The sequence below is a fragment of the Culturomica massiliensis genome, from assembly GCF_900091655.1.
Lineage (GTDB): Bacteria > Bacteroidota > Bacteroidia > Bacteroidales > Marinifilaceae > Culturomica > Culturomica massiliensis.
In genome coordinates, this window is the sequence record NZ_LT594621.1 from 634,220 (window position 1) to 658,544 (window position 24,325).

The window sequence follows — 24,325 nt, forward strand, 5'->3', positions numbered from 1 at the left end:
CGCTTTTGATAGAAGGCAGAGGATAATGCAGATAAGGAGAAAGATATTAAGGAATGGAACTTTTTGGGTGGTTATTGTTTAAAAATGAAAGAATTTTATTACATTTGCGTTATAATTTATTATTTATATGGATTTAGAGATCAAAAATATATTCCAGGGCATTGCTTTGGTCGGGGAAGAAGAGCAATTTGATTTATTGATAAAAGGAAAACATTACCGCATAGACCGGATTGTTTCTTCGGGGCATAGTTCGCCCCAGGGGTTTTGGTATGATCAGGAAGACGACGAGTGGATTATGCTGATTCAGGGGAAGGCTGTGCTGGAAATTGAGGACAAGCTGGTAGAATTGAAAGCGGGAGATTATTTATTTTTACCGAAAAATTGCAGACACAGGGTGGAAAAAACGAGTGTAGACCCGGCATGTGTATGGCTTTGTTTTTTCGCTATTGAATAAGAGGTGAGATGAAAAAGAAGATGAAAATTACTACGGAGGATTATATCCGGATGAACCGGAAGATCAGCCGGGAAGAAGAGATTGCCCGGCATGGGCATCCGATTGGTTTTAAGCGGGTGTTTAAATCCCGGAAAGTATATGACCGTAAAAGGAGTAAGGCAGATCTGAATAAGGATTTGCCTTATTTTTTTGAAAATATATTGAATGGGTGTTTATCGGTTTTTCTTCCGGACGATATAGGGGGGAAAGGAATAAAGGCTTAATTTTGTAGAAACTGAAAAAACAGAAGATATGTGGAAACTAATTTTTAAGAGTACGATATTCAAACTTTTACTGGCAGTTGCCATCGGTATTGTAGCCGGCTTTTTCGTAAATGAAGGTTTTATGAATGTAGTGGTGACTGTAAAATATATTCTGGGGCAATTGATCTTTTTTATGGTGCCTTTGATTATTCTCGGTTTTATATCTTCTTCGATTGCCCGGATGAAGGGTAATGCTTCCCGTATGTTGGGCAGTGCATTGGGGTTGGCTTATTTTTCTTCTGTAGGAGCTGCTTTTTTTGCCCTGGTGCTCGGGTATTGGCTGATTCCTCTTTTGTCTGTGGAGCCCGCTACCGAAGGGTTGAAGGAGATTCCGCCGCTGGTGTTCCGGCTGGATATACCTCCTGTTATGAGCGTTATGAGTGCTTTGGTACTTTCGATTATGATCGGTTTGGCTACGGTGTGGACAAAATCGGAAGTTTTCGGCAATATACTCGATAATTTTCAGAAGATGGTGTTGTTGCTGATTAACCGTATTCTCATTCCGGTGCTCCCGTTTTTTATTGCGGCAAACTTTTGTGCCTTGAGTTATGAAGGCTCGATTACGCGGCAACTGCCTGTTTTTATCGGGGTCATGGGTATTGTATTGGTCGCTCATTTTATCTGGCTGACGTTTCTGTATCTTTCGGCCGGACTTGTCAGCCGTAAGAATCCCTGGCTGGTGTTGAAATATTATGGTCCGGCCTACCTGACGGCTGTCGGGACGATGTCGTCGGCGGCAACATTGGCTGTGGCCTTGAAATGTGCCAAGAAAAGTCCGGTTTTAAAAGATGAGGTGGTAGATTTTGCCGTTCCTCTGTTTTCCAATATTCACCTTTGCGGTTCTATTCTGACAGAGGTTTTTTTTGTCATGACGGTGTCTTTGATGTTATACGGTACTTTACCTGCCGTTTCCGTGATGGTTTTGTTTATTTTATTGCTCGGAATTTTTGCTATCGGTGCTCCGGGTGTGCCCGGAGGGACTGTTATTGCTTCTCTGGGTATCGTTGTTTCGATTTTGGGATTCGACGAGGCGGGTACTGCCTTGCTGCTGACCATATTCGCTTTGCAGGACAGTTTCGGCACGGCATGTAATATTACCGGTGACGGTGCTTTGACTTTGATCCTGACTAAAATCGACAAGTAAGACGCTGATTTCGGATACCGACGGGGGACGGTTTGGCATTGTTTTTGCATATATAAAGCATTTTTAATAAAATTATGTGCATGGGTTTTATTTTGGAAACCTATACTTATTAGTTTTCGTTCTATAGAGAAAAATGCTTGAGAGATGAAATGCTTATTGAACATGCGGTCGGTTGTCCGGTGCTTTTTGCTGTTTTATGTCGTACCGGTGTATGCCCAGAAGGAAAGAGTGGAGTTAATCGGATATGGAGATATGGATAAATGGATGGTACGGAAGGTCGAGGAGTCTTTTGTGATAGGGGGAAATACCAAATATTTGTATGAGATTGCCAGTGGGGATACTTTACTGCATAATACGCCTTATAAAAATACGGATTCGCCCTGGGCGACTTCTTCGGTAATGGCCAAGGTAAGCGGAGTGGTAAAGACAAGTCTTACGGTTTTTCCGGAAAAGCGGGGAGACGGTTATTGTGCCCGTTTGGAAACCCGGATGGAGACTTGCAAGGTGTTGGGATTGTTTAATATACGGGTTGTGGCGAGTGGTACGGTATTTTTAGGACAAATGGTGGAACCCATTACGGATACTAAAAATCCGCAGAGTAAGCTGATATCGGGTATTCCTTTTACGGGACGGCCGATAGCCCTGATGTACGATTATAAGGTCATAACGGGAGGACTGCGCACCTATGCTTCCGGTTTCGGAAAACCTGAGCCTCGGAAGGACAGGGATATGGCCGAAACTTCCATGTTGTTGCAGCATCGTTGGGAAGATGCCGCCGGAAATGTTTATGCCCGCCGGGTGGCTACGGCCTGGAAGCATTACGAGCAATCGGAAACCGATTGGCAAACCGATTATCGTCTGCCGGTGTATTACGGTGATATTACTTCCGAGCCCTATTATGAAAATTATATGGGGTTGATAAACGGAGAGCATGCTTATTATACCCGTAACAGCAAGGGAAAGATTGTGCCGATTCAGGAAATAGGCTGGGGAAGTCCGGATGAAGAGATTACTCATATCGTGCTGCAATTTTCGTCCAGTAACGGCGGTCCTTATATCGGAAGTCTGGACAGTAAGTTTTGGGTCGATAATGTCAGATTGGTGTATTGATTTTTCGGTATTTTTGCTTTGAATTTTGAGTATTGGGTATGGATTTGGAAGAAATATACCGTTTGGCTGTGGATTTTCGCCGTTATTTTCACCGGAAACCGGAAGTAGCAGAACAGGAATACGAAACACAGGCTTATATTACCGATGTGTTGCAACGTTATGGGATTGCGTATACAACTGTCGGTACGGGAATTATTGCCCGTGTGGGGCAAGGGGCACTTTGTGTCGCTTTACGGGGAGAGATGGATGCTTTACGGGTGAAGGAAGCGACCGGTTTGCCTTTTGCTTCTGAAAACGAAGGGGTGATGCATGCCTGTGGGCATGATATGCATTTGGCGATGGTGTTGGCGGTGACGATAGCTTTAAAGCAACAGGAACCGCTGTTACAAAAAACCGTGAAAATCGTTTTTCAACCGAGTGAGGAAAAGCGTCCCGGCGGTGCCCGTCTGTTGTTGCCTGAATTATTGAAAGATCCGGTGCCCCGGGCGATTTTTGCGCAGCATGTTTATCCCGGTTTACCGACGGGGTACGTGGGAGTGCGTTCCGGTGCTTTTTTCGCTTCTTCGGATAATATTATTTTCTCAGTAGAGGGAAAAGGAACCCATGCGGCGATGCCCCAGAACGGTTCGGACCCGATTTTGGCAACGGCCTGTCTGATTCAGTTTTACCAGACGTTGGTGACGAAATTCCGTAATCCGCTTACACCTGCCGTAGTTTCTGTGACTTCCGTACACGGAGGCACTGCTAACAACGTAATTCCTGACCGGGTGGATGTCAAAGGAACGGTACGTACACACGATAATGAATTACGGGACCGGATTTTTGAGTTGATAGATGAGAAGTCGGAAGCGATCTGCGGACTTTACGGATGTCGGTTTAAACGGGATAAAACGATGAACGGTCTGCCTGTGCTGATGAATGACCGGCTGCTGACAGAACAATTTGTCGGGAGAGCCGGATATCTTTTGGGACAGGAACATGTCCGTCTGATGGAACCTTTGACTTTGGGAGAAGATTTCGCTATTTATCTGCAATCGATACCCGGTGTGATGTGGGTGTTGGGGGTGTGTCCGCCGATACAGGATGCGATGCCTCCCTTGCATAATCCCGGTTTTTCTCCGGATGAAGAAGCTATGCGCACAGGCATTGTGATGTTGCTGGATTGTGTGAATCGTTTTCCGGTGAATTAATCGGGTATTTCTTTTCGTCAGACCGTCGGGAATTTTATACCTTTGGGCCCGTCTAAAATATTGCATTATGTTTATAAAGTTTAAAAAAATCCGGGAAAGGTTCCGGAAGGCTGTCGTATTTTCGCCGGTGGAAGCCGTTGTTTCGTCGGTGTATTTTCTTACAGCCGTTGTCAGTTATTATCAGCATATCGGTTATGATGATTTTCTGGGATCTTTTCCCATCTGCTTTTGCCTGATTTATGCTGTGAACAGGTTTAGCAGGGGAACCGGATGGCGTTGGCTGTATTATATATCGGTTTTGAGTATCGGGGGATTTTGGGCCTGGAATTTACGACTGACGGATTCGATATACTGGATAACTCTGATTGTCAGTCAATTGTTGGTATTATTGAGTGCGCGAGCTGCGGATAATGATGCTTTTGTCCGGAATGGCTTGTGTTATGTCCGGAATATGGTGGCGGCGACGGTATTGGCTCTGGTGGGCTGGTTGCTGGCCTGGGCGATTTATGCTTCGGTGACGTATATTTTCGATTTGTCTGCGAATTATCGTATAATGGTGTACATCAGTCAGGGTGTCTGGTTTATGGTGGCGCCGATATTGTTTTTAATGTTCGGTATACGTCAGAACCAGGAATTCATAGCCAATTCCTTTTTGGACGTTTTGTTGAATTTTATCGTTACTCCGGCATTGATGATCTACAATTTGATTTTGTATCTGTATTTTGTAAAAATTGCCGTGGTGTGGTCGTTGCCGAAAGGGGGAGTTGCCTATATGGTTCTGGCCTTTATACTTTTATTGCTGGCGGTAAAGTCCATACAGCCTGTGTTACGCCGCCGGTATTACGATTGGTATTATCGTTTTTTCAGTTTGTGGGTGGTGTTGCCTCTGGCGATGTTGTGGATCAGTGTACTGTTCCGGGTAGGTGAGTATGGCTGGACGGAATGGAGGGTTTATCTGATGCTGTCTGCGTGTATGGCTACCTTTACGGCGGTGTTATTTATGATTCCCCGCTGGAGTAACTACAAATGGGTGGTATTGGGGGTTTTGGCGACGCTTGCCGTATTTACCTATATTCCGGGAATAAATGCGGGTGATTTGGGTTTGCGTTCTCAGGAGAACCGGATCAGGACGGTATTGTATCCGGAAACGGGAGAAAGATGGAATGACGGTACCGACTCGGTGGTTTCGGCCCGGTATATGATGTTGTATAATTCTTCCAGGTATGTTCAAAGTCGCAAAAGTGCTGAATATATGCGGGAGCGTTTCGGATTCGATTGCGAGTATCTGGAAGAGAATATTCCCGAAAAGGTGAAAGACGATTGGGGATGGAATGGTGTTGACGATGAAATGTTATATCTGGTGTATCCTTACGGTGCGACGTTTGATATCAGCGGGTTCGACAGTTTGCGGCAGATTCTCAATAATGCAGTCGGGGGAGGTGTGTATTATGAATTTGAGGACAACAGATTCCGGCTTATCAGCCGATCGGATACGTTGGTAGATGTAGATATTCATTTTTTGCTGAAAGAAAAGCTGGCAGAAGTAGGGGTAGATACGACCGGCGGTTTGTCGCAGGAACAGGTCGGGGAGTTTCACGAATTTTTGTGTACGTACGATATCGGCAGGCTGCGGGTTATTTTTGGGGAAATCTGTATCGATGAGAAAGATATGGCAATTATCAGCCTTTCGCCCAGGTTTTTGTTGACGCGGAAGAAGATGAAATAAGTGGGAAGGGGGATTTTTGATTTTTGATTTACGATTTACGATTTACGATTTTTGATTTGCGATTGCGATTTCAGATTTTTGATTTACGATTTTGATAGGTCTGCGGATTTCGCCGGTATGTACGGGTTATTCATTAGGAGTATATCGGCGAAATCTGCAGGTTATATTCCGGTTATTCATCGGTGAGTAGCAGCAGGAAAGTTACGATAGCCGCTTCTTCTTCGGGGCTGAGGCCGAGATTACCCAATTCGTCATAGTTAACGGTTGCAGGGTATTCGGCCGGTGGAAATTCATTGCTTACATCGCGTACGTTGTAGAAATGTACGATCTCTTCCAACGTTTTGAAGTAACCGTTGTGGCCGTAAGGTGCGGTAAGGGCGATATTACGTAATGTCGGTACCCGGAATTTTCCGTTTTCGGTGCTGTCGTTGACGATGGCTCCCAGGCCCAGGTCGATATAGGACTCACCCTGGATGTTGTATTCGGCCGGCAGGGTGAAATAAGGGTTTTCCGGATTACGCGGGATGCCCAGGTTGTCGTACGTATGATCGGTAAATAGTACTTTTCCGGCTTTCGGATCGGGAGTCAGTATATGGCATTCGGCGCATAATGCTTTTTTCTCGAATAGTTCCAATCCTTCTTTTTCTTGCTTTGTCAGGTGGTATTTTCCGGCCAGATAAGCGTCGTATTTGGAAGAAAACGGATTTACTTCCGCCGAACTTTGATAGGCTGCCAGAGCATCGGTGATGTGGGCGTAGAGGGTGTCACTGTTATCCGTTTCGCCGTATATGGCCGTCAGTTCCGGGTAATAAGGAGCTTGTCTTATTTTTCGGGTAATCATAAGGTGGTCGGTGTTGCCCATTTCCAGCGGATTGACAAAAGGCTGGCCGGCTTGTGCCTGCAGGTCGTTGACGCGCCCGTCCCAGAACAGACCGCCTATATAGGTTTCTTCTTCCTGGTCGTAAGATAGTGCAGGGACAAATGACGAATAACAGATTGTCATGGAATTGCGGTTGCTGAACAGACCTTTGACGGCTCCTTCCGAAATAGGACGGGAAAGGGTGTCGGCAAACCCGTTGGCGGGGGTATGGCAGGTGGCACAGGATTGTCCCGGCGGGTTTGATAAGGCCGTGTCGAAAAAGATCAGTTTACCTAACTGTTCTTTGGGGGTAAGCTTACGGGGCTGCTCTTCCCGGCATGCGCTTAGCAAAACGAACAGGCAGCATAAAAGTATATAGGAATTTCTCATGTCGGTTTATTTTCCGTAAAAATAGATTGAAAAAATAAAATATCCAAAATGGAAAGGGTGAGAACGATAATTTTAAAAAATTATTGTATAACTTCGAAAGCTATTTTCTTTCTTCTTTTATAAAGAAATGAGCTTAACTACGGCTATATGAAAAAACGATTTTTCTTTCTGTGTTGTTTTGGCCTCTGTTTTTTGCTGGGAGGCTTTATGGTTTGCCACTGGCAAAGCGGAATGGCTCAGACTCAGCAGGATCGTTTACAAACGGCTTTGAAGCAGGTGAGAGGTGTTTTTGATGATGTGGTACGGGTGATGGGACTTTCCGATTATCCGAAAGCGGTGGAGTTGTCGTATCAATTACTGGGACAAATCGAAGATGAGCCGGCTTTTAAACCCTATATTAAAAAGCAATTGAAAAGCCGGGTATATTATAATTTGGCTTGTGCCTATGCGTTGGCCGGAGAAAGAAAGAAGGCCGCAGAGGTTTTGGGTGAATCACTGGAAAACGGTTTCGACGATTATGAACACATCATGACGGATACGGACTTGAATCCCATCCGCGAAGAGGCTGAATTTAAAAAATTATTGCAGGGATTGCGTCAGAGCCGGGATTATGTGACTATGTTGCAAAAGGCTTTCTATACGGGCGTATCGTTTTCTGATACGTTGCGTTTTACTTATCAGCCGGAGGATGATCCGGAGTTGGCAGAGATCCGGAAATATTTTAATCTGGATAGTATTGCCGGGGAGGGAGATGAGATCAGCCGGATAAAGAATTTATTGGCATGGGTGCATAATGCCGTAAGGCATGATGGGAATTCGTATAGTCCGGAACAGCGGAATGCCATTGATTTGATCCGGATTTGCCGGACGGAAAACCGGGGGATCAATTGCCGGATGATGGCTATTATCCTGAACGAATGTTATCTGGCTATGGGATTTCCTTCCCGTTTTGTAACCTGTTTGCCGAAATCAGAGACCGATACTGATTGTCATGTCATTACCATCGTATATTCGCGCATGCTGCACAAATGGATTTGGATGGACCCTACTTTTAAGGCTTACGTATCGGATGAAGACGGGATGTTACTGGGGATTGCGGAAGTCCGGGAAAGACTGGTGATGGGAAAACCTTTGGTGCTGAATGAGGATGCCAATTGGAATAACCGTACCCGGCAAACGAAGGAAAGCTATCTGGACCGGTATATGGCAAAAAATCTGTATTGGTTCGAATGTACGAAAGACAGCCGGAGAGATGTGGAGTCGGTGGATGGTAGGCCTTCGGAATATGTGAGCTTGTTACCTAAAGATTTCAGACATAAATATGCTTCCGGATACATGACTTCAAATCCGGATTACTTTTGGCAAACTCCTGAATAGTGGAATTATTCAGAAAAAGATACGTTAAATTTCTAAATGATATGAACACAAAATTGTATTTACCTGTGCTTGCATTGGCTTTGACTACGGTTGCCTGTGGAGGCGGAAAAAAAGATGTTGCCGGTATTGATCCGGCGAATTTGGATACTACGGTTATGCCGGGTACCGATTTTTACCAATATGCCTGTGGCGGATGGATGAAAGCTCATCCGTTGACGGCTGAATATGCCCGTTTCGGATCGTTCGACCTGTTAGCAGAGAACAATCGGGAGCAATTGAAATCGTTGATCGGGGAGTTGGCTGCCAAACCGGAAGCCCCGGGGAGCGTAGCCCAGAAGATCGGAGACCTTTATAATGTAGCTATGGATTCGGTGAAATTGAATGCCGACGGGGTGGAACCGATCCGGGGAGAACTGGAAAAGATCGCTGCGATAACGGATGTAAAAGAGATGTCGGAGATTGTGGCGGAGATGCGCCGTAAAGGATTCGATGCCTATTTTGTACTTGGTGTCGGGGCAGATGAAAAGAACAGTGCGATGAATATTGTATATGCTTACCAAAGCGGGATGAGTCTGGGCGAGCGGGAGTATTATCTGGATAACGACGATCATACCAGAGAGATTCGGGAGAAATACCGGGAACATGTCGCCAATATGTTCCGTCTGGCCGGGTTTACGGACGAGGAAGCCCGGAAGGATGCCGATGCTGTTTTGAAGGTGGAAACGATGTTGGCTGAAGCGGCTTACGATAACGTAAAGTTACGTGATCCTCAGGCGAATTACCACAAGATGAAGGTGACCGATCTGAAGCGGGAAGTTCCCGGTATCGACTGGGATGTATATCTGGCTGCTGCCGGGTTGGGAGGCATAGAAGAACTGAATGTCGGACAGCCGGAAGTTTTAAAGGCTGTTGCCGATATCTGGAACAAATTGCCTTTAAACGAACAGAAAGCGTATCTGCAATGGAAGGTGCTTGATGAAGCCGGTTCTTATCTGAGCGATGCCTTTGCTGCCGAGAGTTTCGATTTTTACGGTAAAACCTTGTCGGGACAGCAGCAGATCAAGCCGCGTTGGAAGAGAGCTGTCGGGACGGTGAACGGTGTACTCGGTGAAGCTGTCGGACAAATGTATGTGGAGAAATATTTCCCGGCTGCTGCTAAGGAGCGCATGACCGCATTGGTGGCTAATTTACAGTCGGCTTTGGGAGAGCGCATTAAAAATTTGACCTGGATGAGCGAGGAAACCAAGGCGAAGGCTCTGGAAAAACTCTCGACTATTTATGTGAAGGTGGGATATCCCAACAAATGGCGTGACTATTCAGGATTGGAAATTAAGGATGATTCCTACTGGGGAAATATCATGCGTTCGAATGAATTCGATTATAATTATATGATCGCTGACGCCGGTAAACCGGTTGACCGGGATCGCTGGTTTATGACCCCGCAGACGGTAAACGCCTATTATAATCCGACGACGAATGAAATCTGTTTCCCTGCCGGTATTTTGCAATATCCGTTTTTCGATATGAATGCAGATGATGCCTTTAATTACGGGGCTATCGGTGTTGTGATCGGACACGAGATGACCCACGGATTCGACGACCAGGGACGGCAGTACGATAAGGAAGGGAATCTGGCCGACTGGTGGACGGAGACCGATGCCGTTAATTTCGGGGCCGGTACCCAAAAACTGGTAAATCACTTCGATAGTATTGAGGTGTTACCGGGATTGTTTGCCAACGGTAAGTTGACTTTGGGAGAGAATATAGCTGACCACGGAGGTTTACAGGTGGCTTATACGGCATTTAAGGAAGCTACTGCCGGTAAAGAGTTGCCGGTTATCGACGGATTTACGCCCGAACAACGTTTCTTCCTGGCTTATGCCAATGTATGGGCAGGGAATATCCGGGATGAGCAAATCCGGGTACAGACGAAATCCGATCCTCATTCATTGGGACGCTGGCGGGTGAACGGTGCGCTTCCGCATATCAATGCCTGGTATGAAGCTTTCGGTATTCAGGAAGGTGATCCGTTGTATCTGGCTCCGGAAAAACGGGCTGTTATCTGGTAGTCCGCAATGTATTAATGATTTGAACGGCTGTCTGAAATTTCCAGGCAGCCGTTTTATTTTTGAAAATCAGGCTTTGTTGAGTTTTTTCAATGCTTTTATCAGGAATATGGAACTGATGGCTCCGGCCAGCAGGTCGGAGATAGGATTGGCAAACCATACTCCGTCGAGGTGATAAAATCGGGGAAGCAGGTATAGGATCGGTATCAGGATAATCACCTGGCGAAGCAGGGAGAGAAAAGCGGCGATGCCTGCCTTACCGATGGATTGATAGTAGCTGCCGATAATGATTTGAAAACCAACGACCGGAAAAAAGAGCGTAAATATCCGCAAGCCTTTCCGTCCGAGTTCGAATAGTTCCGGGTTATTGGTATTGAAAATCCGGACAATCTCTCCGGGCAATAGCTGTGTGAGTGCAAATCCGCCGAAGGAAATGAATGTGGCGGCATAGATACAGATGAGCAGGGTTTCTTTGACCCGTTTGTACTGCTCGGCTCCGAAGTTAAATCCGATGATGGGTTGTGATGCCATATTGATGGCTATGATGCTCATAACCAGTAATTGACCTACACTGTTGATGATGCCCATTGCTCCGACAGCCAGTTCTCCTCCGTAGCGGATCAATTGGGTGTTTAGCACGGCTTGCACGGCACTGGCCGCCATTTGCATGGAGAAGGGCGCGAAGCCGATGGTGATGATGTTGTATATGATGTGGCTGTTCAGACGCAGGTTACTGAAATGCAGTTTAAGGGTAGAGCGTTTGCTGTAGAAATGGGCTACTACCCATATACAGAGTACGAATTGGGAAATGATGGTGGCGATGGCGGCACCTTTTACCCCCATACCGAAACCGAAAATGAAAATCGGGTCGAGTACCGTGTTGGTACCGGCAGAAATAAAGAGGGAATACATCGCGGTTTTCGGATTGCCTTCGGCCCGGCAGGCATTGTTCAGGATAAATCCGATGTTGGCGAAGATATTGGCGAATAGGATGTATTCGAAATATTCCAGTGCATAGGGCATGGCTCCTTCTCCTTCTCCGAAAATTTTCAGCAGGGGATACCGGTATATGTATCCGAATAGGGTCAGCAGAATGGAAATGATTATACCCAATGTGACGGCATTTCCCAGAACCCATTCGGCGCGTTTGTAGTCTCTTTTTCCCATATTGATGGAAATGCGGACATTGGCTCCGATGGCGACGAGCATAGCGAAGGCAAAGATAATCAGCATCAGGGGAAAGACGGCACTGAGTCCGGAAAGAGCCAGAGCATCGACGCCGCGACCGATAAATATACGGTCGACGATGTTGTACAATGCGTTGACGAGTACTCCTGTAAAAGCCGGAAGAAAATATTTCCACAACAGGCGACGTATGCCCATTTCTTCCATTTCTTTTATGTTTTTTACCGCTCTGTCCATATTATGAGTTACGATACATTTATCTTTCCGGTGAGGATACAGGTTTTGCTGCCGACCGGTTAACGGGGCACCGGAATATATAGTAATTTTAAATTGTGTATATACTAACTTCGTATATAAAGTCGTTGATATCCATAAGATTTTACGGATCCGGAGGCTTTATTTAAGTTTTTGATTTACGATAGATGACAGCAATTTTCGTTCCAATTGTGTATCGATCGTAAATAAAGAGGGCAACAGCCCTGAAAATATTTAAAGGGTCGCAACGCTAGTATTGTTCTTTTTCATTCGGGAAATCACCGCTTTTCACATCGGCAGCATAACGTCCGACGGCTTCGGTCATTTCGTCAAAAAGATTGAGGTAACGGCGTAAAAAACGGGGCGAAAATTCTTTGTTGATACCGAGCATGTCGTGGATGACCAGTACCTGTCCGTCTACTCCGTTACCGGCACCGATACCGATTATCGGAATGGATAATTCGCGGGCCACCTGTTCGGCCAGGGCTGCCGGTATTTTTTCAAGCACAATACCGAAGCAGCCTGCTTCTTCCAGTAAATGAGCGTCTTCGATCAGCTTCTGGGCTTCGGCCTGTTCTTTGGCCCGAACGGAATAGGTACCGAATTTATGGATACTTTGTGGGGTCAGTCCCAGGTGTCCCATAACCGGTATGCCGGCTGAAAGTATGCGTTTGATGGATTCGACAACTTCAATACCGCCTTCGAGCTTTACGGCATCGGCTGCCGTTTCTTTCATGATCCGGATGGCAGAACAAAGGGCTTCTTTGCTGTTGCCCTGGTAGCTGCCGAAAGGCATGTCGACGACGACCAGGGCCCTTTTTACACCTTTTACTACAGAGGCACCGTGGTAAATCATCTGGTCGAGGGTAATGGGCAGGGTCGTTTCGTTACCGGCCATTACATTGGAAGCCGAGTCGCCTACCAGAATGACATCTATTCCGGCAGCATCGACAATGCGTGCCATAGAATAATCATAGGCGGTGAGCATACTTATTTTTTCTCCCCTTTGTTTCATTTCGTATAAAACGTGGGTAGTTACAATTTTTGCTTTAGATTCTACTGACATAGCTGAAATTGTTTAACGATCGGATGATTTCTCCGGTCTTACTTTTGATTTGTTTTACTAAATCTTCCGATGATCGTTTGTGAACCGACTGTTTTCTGTCCGAGTCTGACCTCGATTTGTGTGCCGAGGGGTAGGAAGAGGTCGACGCGGGATCCGAATTTGATAAATCCGGCGTGTTTATCCTGTCGGGAAATTTCACCTACAGGTGCATAGGATACAATCCGCCGGGCCATAGCTCCGGCTATCTGACGCATTAAGATTTCCTGTCCGTCACCGGTTTCGATGACAATGCTCGTCCGCTCGTTTTCAGTGGAAGACTTCGGCAGGTAGGCCGCTGCAAAGTTACCTTTGTGGTATTTGAAATATTTTACGATTCCGTTAACGGGAAACCAGTTGATATGTACATTGAAGATATTCATAAAAATGGATACCTGTAACCGGCGGTCTTTGAAATATTCCGGTTCTTCGGTTTCTTCGATCACTACGATTTTACCGTCGGCAGGGGCCAGTATCGTGTTGTCGTCAATAATGATATGCCTGTTCGGAAACCGGAAAAAGTTGATCGCCCAAAGGTAGAGTATGCAGGATATTCCCAATATGATATAGGTGACAATTGTGTTGTCGATAAAATAGAAGGTAATGCAATTCAAGATCACCAGAAAAGCCAATATCTTCAGTAATAAAGAGTAACCTGCTTTATGAAGTGTCATTTTTTTCTATTTAAGTGATTAATATACGGCTGACAAAGGTACTATAAAAAGTCAAAAGTCAAAAAGCCGGGGCAAAAAGAAACTTCGGTTCCGGTTATTTAATATACGAATTCCAGGTATACGAATATGGCCGGTATGACAAACAGAACTGCGTCAAAACGGTCGAGTATGCCGCCGTGACCGGGCATGATGTTTCCGGAATCTTTGATTTCGATACTTCTTTTGAACATGGATTCGAGTAAGTCTCCGAAAATACCGAATACAACGACAATAGCAGCTATGACCATATTGTTGTATATGGTTAGTCCTTCGATATAGGGCGCGATGAACAGGGCTGCCAGAATCGTACATATTCCGCCGCCTATCGCTCCTTCCCAGGATTTTTTGGGAGATATCCTCGGAAATAGTTTGTGTCGTCCGAATTGTGAGCCGAGCAGGAATGCGAAAGTATCGTTGAACCAGACGAGCAGAAAGGGAAAGAAGATGATCTCCGGACGCCATTCGTCGTTGGTCATATAAGGCAGGTAGATCAACAGGGTAAAAGGCAGGCTCAAATAAAGCAAGCCGTAATAGGAGAAAGAAAGATTCTGAAAAGAGTTGCCTTTTTTACGGTATAATTCCCAGATACTCAATACAAAGGTGGCTATGAAGAAATAAAGATAACCGTCTCTGTTGCCCAGGTATTTGTGTAAGAATCCGGCTGTAAACAGAATGCTGCCGCAGATTAAAAGCATCGGTAGATTGATATCGACATTCATTCGTCTGGCCATCATGGAAAACTCGCGTAATCCCAGTATGTTGATGATAAAAAACAAAACAAAAAAACAAAGCGGGTGCAGAAAGATGCAACCGGTCAGAATGACAACAAAAAATAAACCGCTGATAGCGCGTTTGACGAAATTACTCACAATGAATGGATTTTATGATTTCTTCGGCCTGATCTTTATGATCGCAGCTTACCATAACCTGTATGGTTCCGAATGTGTTATAAGAAGAATCTTTCTGATTCAGTATAACCGCTTCTACACCATTATCGCACAATACACTTTTTACTAATTCTGCTTTGTAAAGCTGATCCGTTTCGAAAATGGATATCCAATTGTTCATACGGTCGGGTATTTGTATAACCGGCGGCATAAAGTCACCGGTTATGTGTTATTGTTCTCCCTGTGGCTGTTCCGTTGCTTCTTCGCCGGAACCGTCTTTTTCATCTTCTTCGTCTTTCCAGGGACGTTTACCGAGTATACGCTCGAGGTCGTCGCTGAAAATAACTTCTCTTTCAATGAGTAACTCGGCCACCTCCCTGTGCTGTTCCAGATGGTCGGATAAGAGTTGTTTGGCACGGACATAGGCTGCTTCTACCATTTCTTTGACTTCGGCGTCGATCAATTCGGCTGTTTTTTCCGAATAGGGCTTGGTGAAACTGAAATCACTCTGTCCTGACGAATCGTAATAGCTCAGGTTGCCGATTTTATCGCTCATACCGAAGATGCTTACCATGGCGTAAGCTTGTTTCGTTGCTTTTTCCAGATCGTTTTGCGCTCCGGTAGAGATTTGTCCGAATACCAGTTCTTCGGCAGCCCGTCCTCCCAATACAGAACACATTTGGTCGAGTAATTGGGTTTTGGTGGTGATTTGCCTTTCCTGCGGTAAATACCAGGCAGCTCCCAAGGCTTTCCCTCTCGGAACAATTGTCACTTTGAGCAGGGGATGAGCATGTTCCAATAACCAGGATACCGTTGCGTGGCCGGCTTCGTGGTAGGCAATGGCCTTTCTTTCGCTGGATTTAATTACTTTGCTGCGGTTTTCCAAACCTCCGACAATACGGTCGATGGCATCCAGAAAATCTTGTTTTTCAACGGCATTTTTGTTTTTACGGGCGGCAATCAGAGCGGCTTCATTGGCTACATTGGCAATGTCGGCACCCGAGAAGCCCGGCGTTTGCTTGGCCAGAAAATCGACGTCCACATCTTCTGCCAGTTTCAGCGGTTTCAGATGTACTTTAAATATCGCTTCGCGGTCTTTTAATTCGGGCAGGTCAACATAAATCTGGCGGTCGAACCGTCCGGCACGCAGCAATGCGCTGTCCAGAATGTCTGCCCGGTTGGTTGCTGCCAGAATGATAACCCCTGAATTGGTTTCGAAGCCGTCCATTTCGGTAAGCAATTGGTTCAGCGTGTTTTCCCGTTCGTCGTTGGAACCCATATTGGGGTTTTTACCGCGGGCCCGGCCGATGGCATCAATTTCGTCGATGAAAATGATACACGGTGCTTTTTCTTTGGCTTGTTTGAAAAGGTCGCGTACACGGGAAGCTCCTACACCGACGAACATTTCCACAAAGTCAGAACCTGACATGGAGAAGAAAGGTACGTTTGCCTCTCCTGCCATTGCTTTGGCCATCAATGTCTTTCCGGTTCCCGGAGGACCTACCAGTAAGGCTCCCTTCGGAATTTTTCCTCCTAACTTGGTATATTTGTCCGGACTTTTCAGGAAGGATACGATTTCTTCCACTTCCTGCTTGGCCTCTGCCAATCCGGCAACATCTTTAAAGGTAACTTTGATATTCGATTCTTTATCGAATAGTTTGGCCTGGGACTTGCCGACATTAAATATGCCTCCGCCGGGGCCACCGCTGCCTTTGCTCATCCGCCGGAAGAAAAACATCCAAATGAATACCAATAGAGCCAACGGGAAAAGGAAGGATAAAATATCTCCCCAACCGTCGTATTCTTTTTCATATTCTATGGTGGTGTTAGCCGCTCCCGGAATATCTTTCTGGGCTTCGGCTACATTTTTCTCGAATCCTTCCAGTGAACCGATCGCAAATGTGAATTGGGGACCGGGACTCGAGTTTTTGAATCCTTTGGATTTCAGTTGGGAATAATCCTCGATTTTATTCGGTTTTAGGAATACGTTCACCTGTCCCTTATTGGTGATGACAACGAATTTTTCGATGTCCCCCTTTTCCAGCATTTTGGTTTTTACTTCCTGCCAGTTGGTTTTCACCGGTTCGGTTTGCAGGTTGAGGAAATTAAACCCGACAATGATAAGTGCTATGATGAGATATAACCAATATCCTCCGACTTTCGGAGCTTTTATATTTTTTCCGCCGCCACCGACAGGGGGAAAATTGAAGTTCTCTTTATTGTTTTTTTTGTTCTCTGCCATATGTTTCAGTCGCTTCACAAACGGCCGGAATACCCGGCCTGTTTTATTACTTTTTTGTTTTTATTATTGTTCCGAGTTGTTGATTTCTTCTTTTATGCCGTCTCCCCAAAAGTCTTCCAGTTGATAATAATCCCGTTGTTCTTTCTGGAAAACATGTACAATGACATCCCCGTAATCGACAATGATCCATTGTGCTTGCTCCCGGCCTTCCGTGTGGAAAGGTTTCTCATGCAAATCTTCCTGAACTTTATCCTCTACGCCGTCTGCTAATGCGGATACATGGGTATTGGAGGTTCCATGACATATTACGAAGAAACTACAAAAACAGTTTTCAATCTTTCTTAAATCAATTTTTACAATTTGATGTCCTTTGTTTTCGTCCAGACTTTCTATTATTTTATTTACTAATTCTTCCGGTTTATTCATATAGTAAACGTCCCGTTTTTAAGGTTACAAATATATAATTTTTTATACTTAAAAGTAAAAACAAAGCGGCAAAAAGTGGGATATCTATAAAGTCTCTGCCTTCAGACTATCCTTTAGACAGATTATTACGGAATATTTTTTTGTCGGTTGCCTCTATCCGGGGGATAAAGTAAAGATCGCATAAACTTCGCTTGTTTTTTAGGGACAGACAATAACTTTTCAGGGCTTTTGCGACTATATTGCAAAAGAAAATCTAAATTTGTGTATCTAAAATAAATGATGATATGGAAAAATACAGACTTCCGATGGTTCCCGGCCCCGTGTCGGTACCACAGCAGATATTGGATGCCGCAGTCGTTAATTACGGATCGGCAGATTTAGAAAAAGAATATATCGATTTATATAAAGCAACCGAAAAAGCATTGCAAAAGATTATGCGTACCCGGAATTCGGTTGTGATACAGACGGGAGAAGGAATGCTTGCTTTATGGGGTGCATTGAAGAGTTGTTTACAACCGGGAGATAAAGTATTGGCTTTATCGACCGGGCTGTTCGGTTATGGAATCGGAGAAATGGCGGAGTCACTGGGATGTGAGGTGCGTACTGTCGGTTTTTCCTTCGATGAATCGATTACTGATTTTGAAACGGTAGAAAGGGCTATCCGGGAGTTCTGCCCGAAAATGATTACGATGGTACAAAGCGAGACTCCTAGCGGTACGCTGAATCCGGTCGGACGTATCGGGGATTTGAAAGAAAAGTACAATGTCCCGCTGTTGTATGTGGATGCGGTATCCGGACTCGGTGGGAGTGTGGTTGAAACAGATAAATGGCATGTCGATTTGTGTTTGGGAGCTTCCCAGAAATGTTTGTCGGCGCCGGCGAATATGGCATTTTTATCCGTCAGTGAGCGGGCTTGGGAGATTATAGAGGAGACCGGCTATGTCGGTTACGATGCACTTATGCCTTTCCGGGAGGCTGTACGAAACCGGTATTTTCCTTATACGCCCTACTGGCATGGAACGGCACAGTTGTATGCCGCGTGCTGCCTGATATTGGATGAAGGATTGACCAGGGTTATCAACCGGCACGAAAAAGTGGCGGCTTATTGCCGGGAACGGGCTTTGCAGATGGGATTGACGTTGTTTCCTGCTGCGGATGCCATCCTGTCGCCCACAGTAACGGCTTTATATGTTCCGAAAGGTGTGTCCTGGAAAAAACTGGATGCAGCTTTAAGAGAGGAAGGACTTGTTGTGGGAGGAAACTACGGTTGTCTGGCAGGAAAAGTATTCCGGATCGGACATATGGGTGCCCAGGCTGATATGCAGCTGGTAAAGGAGGCGATGGATGTTTTGGAGAAAACTGTTTTGGATTTTTGATTTACGCTTGGGAGGGAACAGATCTACAGTGGTTTGGGGAAGCACGTTTCCGGAATTTGGAATTTTAGTTTTTACCGAACGTAAAAAGGGTGTGGTTGTGGTATTTTGAATGTAACAGTTCTAATTGTATTGACGTATTGTATGCTCGAATGGTTGGAGGCACATCAATTGTCCTGCTGGATTAAATCACTGACCGGAATAGAATGTCCGGGATGCGGTATGCAGAGGGCTTTGATCCTTTTGCTGAAAGGAGAATTATGGGCTTCGATTACCGCCTATCCGGCATTATTGCCGTTGATGTTGTTTTTAATATTGGCTTTATTGAAAGTAACGGGAGTGAAAAAAATTACTTCCGGATGGATAAAAACTAGCGGATTTGTTTGTTTGGGAATAATTTTAATTTCATATTTGCTAAAATTAACAATCAATTGAGATATTTGGATGTTTGAAAGGGAAATGATTGATTCACAGTTTGATCGTTTTTGAATTTAAATCATAAATAACTTAATCTTATGGAAATTATTGATCAGAATAAAAAAGATTTACCGAATTCCACAGCCGTATTGGTATTGGGAATACTTTCATTGGTTTTCTGCTGGTGCTACGGAATTGTCGGATTGATTTTAGGAATTATTGCCGTGGCATTATCCGGAACGCCTCGCCGCTTGTATCAGGCTGATCCGGAGGCCTATACTCCGGCTTCATACAAGAATGTCAATGCAGGACGGATATGTGGTATTATCGGTATCTGTATTGCTGTGCTTGTTTTCCTTGTCGTTATTTTAGTGGTGTGTGGAATTATTGCGGCTGGAATTGGTGCAAGCTGCGGACTATAAATATTGACTCATTATGAACTACAGGTTTGAAATCAGTTTACCGAACAGTTCGGATTTCAGATGTGAGATTGCTATGGGTGGAAAGCAGACTTTTCAGCAATTTCACGATAAAATTATAGAAGTGTTGGGGTATGACGGGTCGCAAATGGCTTCGTTTTACACCTTGGACAGAATGGGCAACCGGGTGAAGGAAATTGCCCTTATGGATATGTCTACCGAAGATGAGGAAACGGATACGTTGGTTATGGACGTGACGGAGATACAGGAGATTGTCAATGCCAACTGTATTGAATTGGAGTATGTTTTCGATTTTTTCAATAATCGTTATTTCCGGGTAGAATACGCCGGGGAATATATCGCGGATTCTGCCGATGTGTTGCCGGTATGTATCTATTGTGATGGTGATATTCCGGAACAGATGGAGTTTGAAGGTGATGAAAAATGGGGATTCGACAAACCGGAAGAAGAGTATGACGATAGTTTTATGGAAGAGTTTTCCAACGATTCGGACGATTATCGCGACGAGGATGATGAATTCGGTCGTGATGATGATGAGTTTGAAGATGAAGGGAGATACGACGACCGGTATGAAAGTATAGACGATTATATCGATAAATTGTAATTCGGAAAAACACGGAGAGGTCGAAAGGCCAGAGGAGACCGGACGGTTTGCTTTGGTCTTCCGGCCTTTTTCGTTTAATAAGCTGGTATGGAAAAAACACTGATCGTATTGCTGGGGCCGACCGGGGTCGGAAAAACGGATTTGAGTATTGATTTGGCCCGGCATTTCGGGACTTCGATTCTGTCCTGTGATTCCAGGCAGATGTACAGGGAAATGCGGATCGGTACTGCGGTTCCGGAGAAAAAACAGCTGACAGCCGTACCTCATTTTTTTATACATACGCTGTCTGTGCACGACTATTATAATTCCTGGCAATTTGAGCAACAGGCTTTGGCAAAAATCCATGAATTACACCGGACAAGGGATGTCGTCCTGATGGTCGGCGGTTCGATGATGTATATCGATGCCGTGTGTAAAGGCATAGACGATATACCGACGATAGACCCGAAACTCCGGGAGGATTTGATGCAACGGTATGCAGAGGAAGGATTGGCTGCTATACAGACGATGTTGAAAAGCCTGGATCCGGTGTTTTATGAGGTTGTCGATTTGAATAATGCCAAACGGGTGCTGCATGCCGTGGAAGTATGTCTGATGGCGGGAAAACCCTATTCTTCGCTGCGTACCAACACCCCTAAAGACCGGGGATTCCGGATCATCAGGATCGGCTTGAACCGGGATAAACAGGAATTGTACGATCGGATTGATAAACGGGTGGACATGATGCTGGCGGAAGGCCTGGAAGAAGAAGCCCGGGCCCTTTTGCCGTACCGGAATCTGAATCCTTTGAATACGGTCGGATATAAGGAATTTTTCGATTATTTTGAAGGGAAAACAGACTATGACGAAGCGGTACGTCTGATTAAACGCAATTCGCGGCGGTATGCCAAAAAACAACTTTCCTGGTTCCGAAGGGACGCAGATATTTCCTGGTTTTATCCGGAAGAAAAAGAGCAGATACTGACATTTGTCGAAAGTAAAATTACACACTGGGACGGACTCATTGTGTAATTTTTGATCGGTGATTAATTGTCGGGATGTAAGGTTTATAAGGATTTGTAGTTCTGGATTCAGAAAGGGCGGGCGGGGAAAATCCGGTGTTTTCTTTTCGTTGTGTAATTACAGAATTTTTTCTTTAAAAACGTTAGATATTTTCACTTATTAATCTTAATTTCGTTGCCGAATAGCGGTAGTGACCGAGTAGTTGTAATTTAAAACTTATATAAGATGGCAGAGTTCAAGTATCAGGAGCCGTTTCCGATCGAAAAGGATACGACCGAGTATCGTTTGTTGACGAAAGATTATGTGAAAACCGTGGATTGTGACGGGCGGAAAATTTTGAAAATTGAAAAAGAAGGACTGGAATTATTAGCCCGTGAGGCGTATGCGGATGTTTCCTTTTATCTGCGTGCTTCTCATTTGCAGAAGCTGGCCGATATTTTAAAAGACCCGGAAGCCAGCGATAATGATAAATTTGTCGCTCATACGTTGTTATTGAATCAGGTCGTTTCTGCGGAAGGTCAGCTTCCTACTTGTCAGGATACGGGCACGGCAATTTGTATCGGTATGAAGGGTCAGGACGTATATACCGGATATAATGATGCAGAGGCTATCAGTAAAGGGGTTTTTGAAACTTACCGCGACCGTAATTTGCGTTATTCCCAGGTAGTGCCTTTTACGATGACGGAAGAGAAGAATACCGGGACGAATTTACCGGCACAAATCGATTTGTATGCTACCCAGGGGAATGCCTATAAATTTTTATTTATGACAAAAGGGGGAGGTTCTGCCAATAAAACTTTTTTGTATCAGCAGACCAAAGCCTTATTGAATGAAGAGACATTGACGAAGTTTATTGCGGAGAAAGTACTTGATCTCGGTACATCCGCATGTCCTCCTTATCATTTGGCAGTGGTTATCGGCGGTACATCCGCTGAAGCTTGTCTGGCTACGGTGAAAAAGGCATCTGCCGGATATTACGATCATTTGCCCACTTCCGGTAATGAGGGCGGACGTGCATTCCGGGATTTAGAATGGGAAGCAAGAATTCAGAAAATATGCCAGCAAAAAGGGATCGGCGCTCAATTCGGAGGTAAATATTGGGTACACGATGTCCGGGTGATCCGTTTGCCGCGTCATGCTGCATCCTGTCCGGTCGGTATTGGGGTAAGTTGTAGTGCAGACCGGAATATCAAGGCGAAGGTTACAGAAGACGGTATTTTCCTGGAACAATTGGAGAAGAATCCGGCCCGGTTTTTACCGGCTGAAACGCCGGCTTTGGCGCCTGCAGTAAATATCGATTTGGATCAGCCGATGGAAAATGTGTTGAAAGAACTGACTAAATATCCGGTTAAGACCCGTCTGAATTTGTCGGGTACGTTGATCGTTGCCCGGGATATCGCTCATGCACGTATCAAACAGATGATAGATGAAGGCAAGCCGATGCCCGAGTATTTTAAGAAACATCCGGTATATTATGCAGGACCGGCTAAAACGCCGCAAGGGATGCCTTCCGGTAGTTTCGGACCGACGACAGCCGGGCGAATGGATCCTTATGTAGATCTGTTCCAGTCTATGGGCGGTTCTATGATTATGGTAGCCAAAGGCAACCGTTCGAAAGCCGTTACCGATGCCTGTCAGAAGCACGGAGGTTTCTATCTGGGTTCTATCGGTGGCCCGGCAGCTATTTTGGCTAAAAACAGCATTAAGTCTGTAGAGGTGGTTGATTTCGAAGAATTGGGTATGGAAGCCGTACGTAAGATCCGGGTGGAAAATTTCCCGGCTTTTATTATCGTCGACGATAAAGGCAACGATTTTTTTGCCGAATGGGCACATTAATCGAAGCTTAATTGAATAAGAGGGCCTGGCTATATATCTAGTCAGGCTCTTTTTTATTCAGGAGTATCGGATTTTTGTCCGTGAGTGAATTTATTCCTTCTGTAACGGGCTGATGCCGGAACAAAATCAGTCCCTTTCCGTACATATGCGCATATAGAACAACACATCGTCGAATCGTACCGGATAATGAAAGGCGCTTTATTTGCATTAGCTACAGTATTGACATGGGCACTGATGGGGGTGGTCAATCGCTATTGCGTATCGAAGTACGGTATTAATGTGCTTGTGTTTACGTCTTTTCTTATTTTTTCGGGAGGTGTGGCTTTGCTCTTGATCCGGGAACGGGTAAATCCGGAAAATTGGAAGAGCGGAGTGCATTATTCCTGGCTCTATACAACGATGCAGATGACCAAGAGTTTTTTTATGATTTCGACCTATTTATACATCACGACGACGGAAACGAGTTTGTTGATTAATATAGAGGTTGTGCTTACTTATCTGATGGCTTATCTGTTTTTTAAACGGGTTCCTCACAAACGGGAATATTGGGGGATTGCTGTAATTCTTATCGGTTTTTTACTGTTGATTTATTCTTTACCGACAGCTGTGAGAATCCCGACGGCTGTATTGATATTGCTTGCAGCCACTGCGAGTTGTATCCGTTCTATCGTTGTGGAACAGACTTCCCGTAAAAGTCCGGAAACCACCGTTCGTCAAAAATGCGGTATTTCCGGATATACGATGTTTGTCGGGGGTACGGTTCTTATTGTTTTCTTTTTCGGGATCGCAGGTATCACTTTTTTGTTCGGAGAGAGTTTACCGAAACTGTTCTTTTTTTTGAATTATTTGCCTCAAATGACGGAAATGCTGAATCCTGAAACCGTAATCAGCGGTTGTTTAGCCGGTTTTTTTCTGAACTCCGCTTCGGTTTATTGGTTTTATGCTGCATTAAAGTGGACAAAGTCAGAAACCTTTATGGCATTTCGTGTATTTCAACCTATCCTGACTTATACTTTGGAGTTGTTGGCGGCTCTTTTTTACGCTGCGATGAAACCGGAATTGAGCACAAAAGATTTTTTTATCGGCGGTATTATTTTGCTGGGCTCAGTTTTGATTCTTATCGTACCTTCCAAAACGACCCGCTCCGAGATTTCCAAAAATTTTATCACCGAGTAGTGTTACTAATTTTTTTAATAAATGTGGCTATTAATATTAAATCTTTTGT

Annotated in this window: 23 protein-coding genes; 15 read left to right on the forward strand and 8 right to left on the reverse strand. The window is 45.0% G+C overall.

What is annotated here, in order from left to right:
- Positions 1-127: 127 nt before the first annotated feature.
- From BN8908_RS03820 to BN8908_RS03845, 6 genes are all read left to right on the forward strand, one after another.
- Positions 128-454: a cupin domain-containing protein gene (locus tag BN8908_RS03820; RefSeq protein ID WP_021988561.1), complete on the forward strand. Its 327-nt coding sequence runs from the start codon at positions 128-130 to the stop codon at positions 452-454.
- Positions 455-462: 8 nt separating this feature from the next.
- Positions 463-717 (forward strand): hypothetical protein, encoded by a 255-nt coding sequence (locus tag BN8908_RS03825; protein ID WP_021988562.1) that lies wholly within the window; start codon positions 463-465, stop codon positions 715-717.
- A gap of 28 nt (positions 718-745) precedes the next feature.
- The gene (locus tag BN8908_RS03830; RefSeq protein ID WP_021988563.1) at positions 746-1,900 is read left to right on the forward strand and encodes a dicarboxylate/amino acid:cation symporter; all 1,155 of its coding nucleotides are present in this window, start codon (positions 746-748) and stop codon (positions 1,898-1,900) included.
- 144 nt (positions 1,901-2,044) lie between these two features.
- Positions 2,045-3,010: a PCMD domain-containing protein gene (locus BN8908_RS03835; RefSeq protein WP_021988564.1), complete on the forward strand. Its 966-nt coding sequence runs from the start codon at positions 2,045-2,047 to the stop codon at positions 3,008-3,010.
- Positions 3,011-3,048: 38 nt separating this feature from the next.
- A complete protein-coding gene (locus BN8908_RS03840) occupies positions 3,049-4,200 on the forward strand; it encodes a M20 metallopeptidase family protein (RefSeq protein WP_068689194.1) in 1,152 nt (383 codons plus the stop codon).
- Positions 4,201-4,267: 67 nt separating this feature from the next.
- Positions 4,268-5,926, forward strand: a complete 1,659-nt coding sequence (locus BN8908_RS03845; protein ID WP_068689200.1) for a DUF4153 domain-containing protein — start codon at positions 4,268-4,270, stop codon at positions 5,924-5,926.
- Positions 5,927-6,098: 172 nt separating this feature from the next.
- Here the strand turns inward: BN8908_RS03845 and BN8908_RS03850 are convergent, their stop codons facing one another.
- On the reverse strand, positions 6,099-7,175 hold the full coding sequence (locus tag BN8908_RS03850) for a cytochrome-c peroxidase (RefSeq protein ID WP_068689208.1): 1,077 nt from the start codon (positions 7,173-7,175) through the stop codon (positions 6,099-6,101).
- Between the two features lie 147 nt (positions 7,176-7,322).
- On the opposite strand from BN8908_RS03850, the gene BN8908_RS03855 reads away from it, so the two are divergent.
- On the forward strand, positions 7,323-8,552 hold the full coding sequence (locus tag BN8908_RS03855; RefSeq protein ID WP_068689209.1) for a TPR end-of-group domain-containing protein: 1,230 nt from the start codon (positions 7,323-7,325) through the stop codon (positions 8,550-8,552).
- A 41-nt stretch (positions 8,553-8,593) separates the two neighbouring features.
- The gene (locus BN8908_RS03860; RefSeq protein ID WP_068689212.1) at positions 8,594-10,621 is read left to right on the forward strand and encodes a M13 family metallopeptidase; all 2,028 of its coding nucleotides are present in this window, start codon (positions 8,594-8,596) and stop codon (positions 10,619-10,621) included.
- A 66-nt stretch (positions 10,622-10,687) separates the two neighbouring features.
- On the opposite strand, the gene BN8908_RS03865 is transcribed toward BN8908_RS03860, so the two are convergent.
- The 7 genes from BN8908_RS03865 to rsfS form a co-directional block, all read right to left on the reverse strand.
- On the reverse strand, positions 10,688-12,040 hold the full coding sequence (locus BN8908_RS03865) for an MATE family efflux transporter (RefSeq protein ID WP_068689214.1): 1,353 nt from the start codon (positions 12,038-12,040) through the stop codon (positions 10,688-10,690).
- Between the two features lie 268 nt (positions 12,041-12,308).
- Positions 12,309-13,124, reverse strand: a complete 816-nt coding sequence (gene panB, locus BN8908_RS03870; RefSeq protein ID WP_068689216.1) for a 3-methyl-2-oxobutanoate hydroxymethyltransferase — start codon at positions 13,122-13,124, stop codon at positions 12,309-12,311.
- Between the two features lie 38 nt (positions 13,125-13,162).
- Positions 13,163-13,834 (reverse strand): phosphatidylserine decarboxylase family protein, encoded by a 672-nt coding sequence (locus BN8908_RS03875; RefSeq protein WP_021988572.1) that lies wholly within the window; start codon positions 13,832-13,834, stop codon positions 13,163-13,165.
- 98 nt (positions 13,835-13,932) lie between these two features.
- A complete protein-coding gene (locus BN8908_RS03880) occupies positions 13,933-14,742 on the reverse strand; it encodes a phosphatidate cytidylyltransferase (protein ID WP_021988573.1) in 810 nt (269 codons plus the stop codon).
- Positions 14,735-14,941: a putative signal transducing protein gene (locus tag BN8908_RS03885; protein WP_068692090.1), complete on the reverse strand. Its 207-nt coding sequence runs from the start codon at positions 14,939-14,941 to the stop codon at positions 14,735-14,737. Before BN8908_RS03885 ends, BN8908_RS03880 begins: the two co-directional genes overlap by 8 nt.
- A 48-nt stretch (positions 14,942-14,989) precedes the next feature.
- Positions 14,990-17,002 carry an ATP-dependent zinc metalloprotease FtsH gene (gene ftsH / locus BN8908_RS03890; protein WP_068689220.1) on the reverse strand — a complete coding sequence of 671 codons (2,013 nt, stop codon included), beginning with the start codon at positions 17,000-17,002 and terminating at the stop codon, positions 14,990-14,992.
- 63 nt (positions 17,003-17,065) lie between these two features.
- Positions 17,066-17,428, reverse strand: a complete 363-nt coding sequence (gene rsfS, locus BN8908_RS03895) for a ribosome silencing factor (RefSeq protein WP_021988576.1) — start codon at positions 17,426-17,428, stop codon at positions 17,066-17,068.
- Positions 17,429-17,712: 284 nt separating this feature from the next.
- Here rsfS and BN8908_RS03900 point away from each other — a divergent pair, with 284 nt between their 5' ends.
- The 7 genes from BN8908_RS03900 to BN8908_RS03930 all read left to right on the forward strand — a co-directional run bounded on the left by BN8908_RS03900 (position 17,713) and on the right by BN8908_RS03930 (position 24,276).
- On the forward strand, positions 17,713-18,804 hold the full coding sequence (locus BN8908_RS03900; protein ID WP_068689222.1) for a pyridoxal-phosphate-dependent aminotransferase family protein: 1,092 nt from the start codon (positions 17,713-17,715) through the stop codon (positions 18,802-18,804).
- A gap of 141 nt (positions 18,805-18,945) precedes the next feature.
- Positions 18,946-19,236: a DUF2752 domain-containing protein gene (locus BN8908_RS03905; protein ID WP_068689224.1), complete on the forward strand. Its 291-nt coding sequence runs from the start codon at positions 18,946-18,948 to the stop codon at positions 19,234-19,236.
- 80 nt (positions 19,237-19,316) lie between these two features.
- The gene (locus BN8908_RS03910) at positions 19,317-19,640 is read left to right on the forward strand and encodes a CCC motif membrane protein (protein WP_021988579.1); all 324 of its coding nucleotides are present in this window, start codon (positions 19,317-19,319) and stop codon (positions 19,638-19,640) included.
- A gap of 13 nt (positions 19,641-19,653) precedes the next feature.
- Entirely contained in the window at positions 19,654-20,262 is a 609-nt protein-coding gene (locus tag BN8908_RS03915; protein ID WP_021988580.1) for an IS1096 element passenger TnpR family protein, read from the forward strand.
- A gap of 87 nt (positions 20,263-20,349) precedes the next feature.
- Positions 20,350-21,273: a tRNA (adenosine(37)-N6)-dimethylallyltransferase MiaA gene (gene miaA, locus BN8908_RS03920; protein ID WP_021988581.1), complete on the forward strand. Its 924-nt coding sequence runs from the start codon at positions 20,350-20,352 to the stop codon at positions 21,271-21,273.
- Positions 21,274-21,489: 216 nt separating this feature from the next.
- Positions 21,490-23,100 (forward strand): fumarate hydratase, encoded by a 1,611-nt coding sequence (locus tag BN8908_RS03925; protein ID WP_021988582.1) that lies wholly within the window; start codon positions 21,490-21,492, stop codon positions 23,098-23,100.
- 186 nt (positions 23,101-23,286) lie between these two features.
- Positions 23,287-24,276, forward strand: coding sequence for a DMT family transporter (locus BN8908_RS03930; protein WP_068689226.1), 990 nt, complete (start codon positions 23,287-23,289; stop codon positions 24,274-24,276).
- Positions 24,277-24,325: the final 49 nt, after the last annotated feature.

Bases quoted from the DNA above. Each gene is read 5' to 3' on its own strand.
- BN8908_RS03885 (WP_068692090.1), bottom strand. From the start codon at position 14,941: ATGAACAATTGGATATCCATTTTCGAAACGGATCAGCTTTACAAAGCA.
- panB (WP_068689216.1), bottom strand. From the start codon at position 13,124: ATGTCAGTAGAATCTAAAGCAAAAATTGTAACTACCCACGTTTTATAC.
- miaA (WP_021988581.1), top strand. From the start codon at position 20,350: ATGGAAAAAACACTGATCGTATTGCTGGGGCCGACCGGGGTCGGAAAA.
- BN8908_RS03875 (WP_021988572.1), bottom strand. From the start codon at position 13,834: ATGACACTTCATAAAGCAGGTTACTCTTTATTACTGAAGATATTGGCT.
- BN8908_RS03915 (WP_021988580.1), top strand. From the start codon at position 19,654: ATGAACTACAGGTTTGAAATCAGTTTACCGAACAGTTCGGATTTCAGA.
- BN8908_RS03820 (WP_021988561.1), top strand. From the start codon at position 128: ATGGATTTAGAGATCAAAAATATATTCCAGGGCATTGCTTTGGTCGGG.
- BN8908_RS03835 (WP_021988564.1), top strand. From the start codon at position 2,045: ATGAAATGCTTATTGAACATGCGGTCGGTTGTCCGGTGCTTTTTGCTG.
- BN8908_RS03930 (WP_068689226.1), top strand. From the start codon at position 23,287: ATGAAAGGCGCTTTATTTGCATTAGCTACAGTATTGACATGGGCACTG.
- BN8908_RS03840 (WP_068689194.1), top strand. From the start codon at position 3,049: ATGGATTTGGAAGAAATATACCGTTTGGCTGTGGATTTTCGCCGTTAT.
- BN8908_RS03905 (WP_068689224.1), top strand. From the start codon at position 18,946: ATGCTCGAATGGTTGGAGGCACATCAATTGTCCTGCTGGATTAAATCA.
- BN8908_RS03925 (WP_021988582.1), top strand. From the start codon at position 21,490: ATGGCAGAGTTCAAGTATCAGGAGCCGTTTCCGATCGAAAAGGATACG.
- BN8908_RS03860 (WP_068689212.1), top strand. From the start codon at position 8,594: ATGAACACAAAATTGTATTTACCTGTGCTTGCATTGGCTTTGACTACG.
- BN8908_RS03865 (WP_068689214.1), bottom strand. From the start codon at position 12,040: ATGGACAGAGCGGTAAAAAACATAAAAGAAATGGAAGAAATGGGCATA.
- BN8908_RS03830 (WP_021988563.1), top strand. From the start codon at position 746: ATGTGGAAACTAATTTTTAAGAGTACGATATTCAAACTTTTACTGGCA.
- BN8908_RS03850 (WP_068689208.1), bottom strand. From the start codon at position 7,175: ATGAGAAATTCCTATATACTTTTATGCTGCCTGTTCGTTTTGCTAAGC.
- BN8908_RS03855 (WP_068689209.1), top strand. From the start codon at position 7,323: ATGAAAAAACGATTTTTCTTTCTGTGTTGTTTTGGCCTCTGTTTTTTG.
- BN8908_RS03825 (WP_021988562.1), top strand. From the start codon at position 463: ATGAAAAAGAAGATGAAAATTACTACGGAGGATTATATCCGGATGAAC.
- ftsH (WP_068689220.1), bottom strand. From the start codon at position 17,002: ATGGCAGAGAACAAAAAAAACAATAAAGAGAACTTCAATTTTCCCCCT.
- BN8908_RS03910 (WP_021988579.1), top strand. From the start codon at position 19,317: ATGGAAATTATTGATCAGAATAAAAAAGATTTACCGAATTCCACAGCC.
- BN8908_RS03900 (WP_068689222.1), top strand. From the start codon at position 17,713: ATGGAAAAATACAGACTTCCGATGGTTCCCGGCCCCGTGTCGGTACCA.
- BN8908_RS03845 (WP_068689200.1), top strand. From the start codon at position 4,268: ATGTTTATAAAGTTTAAAAAAATCCGGGAAAGGTTCCGGAAGGCTGTC.
- rsfS (WP_021988576.1), bottom strand. From the start codon at position 17,428: ATGAATAAACCGGAAGAATTAGTAAATAAAATAATAGAAAGTCTGGAC.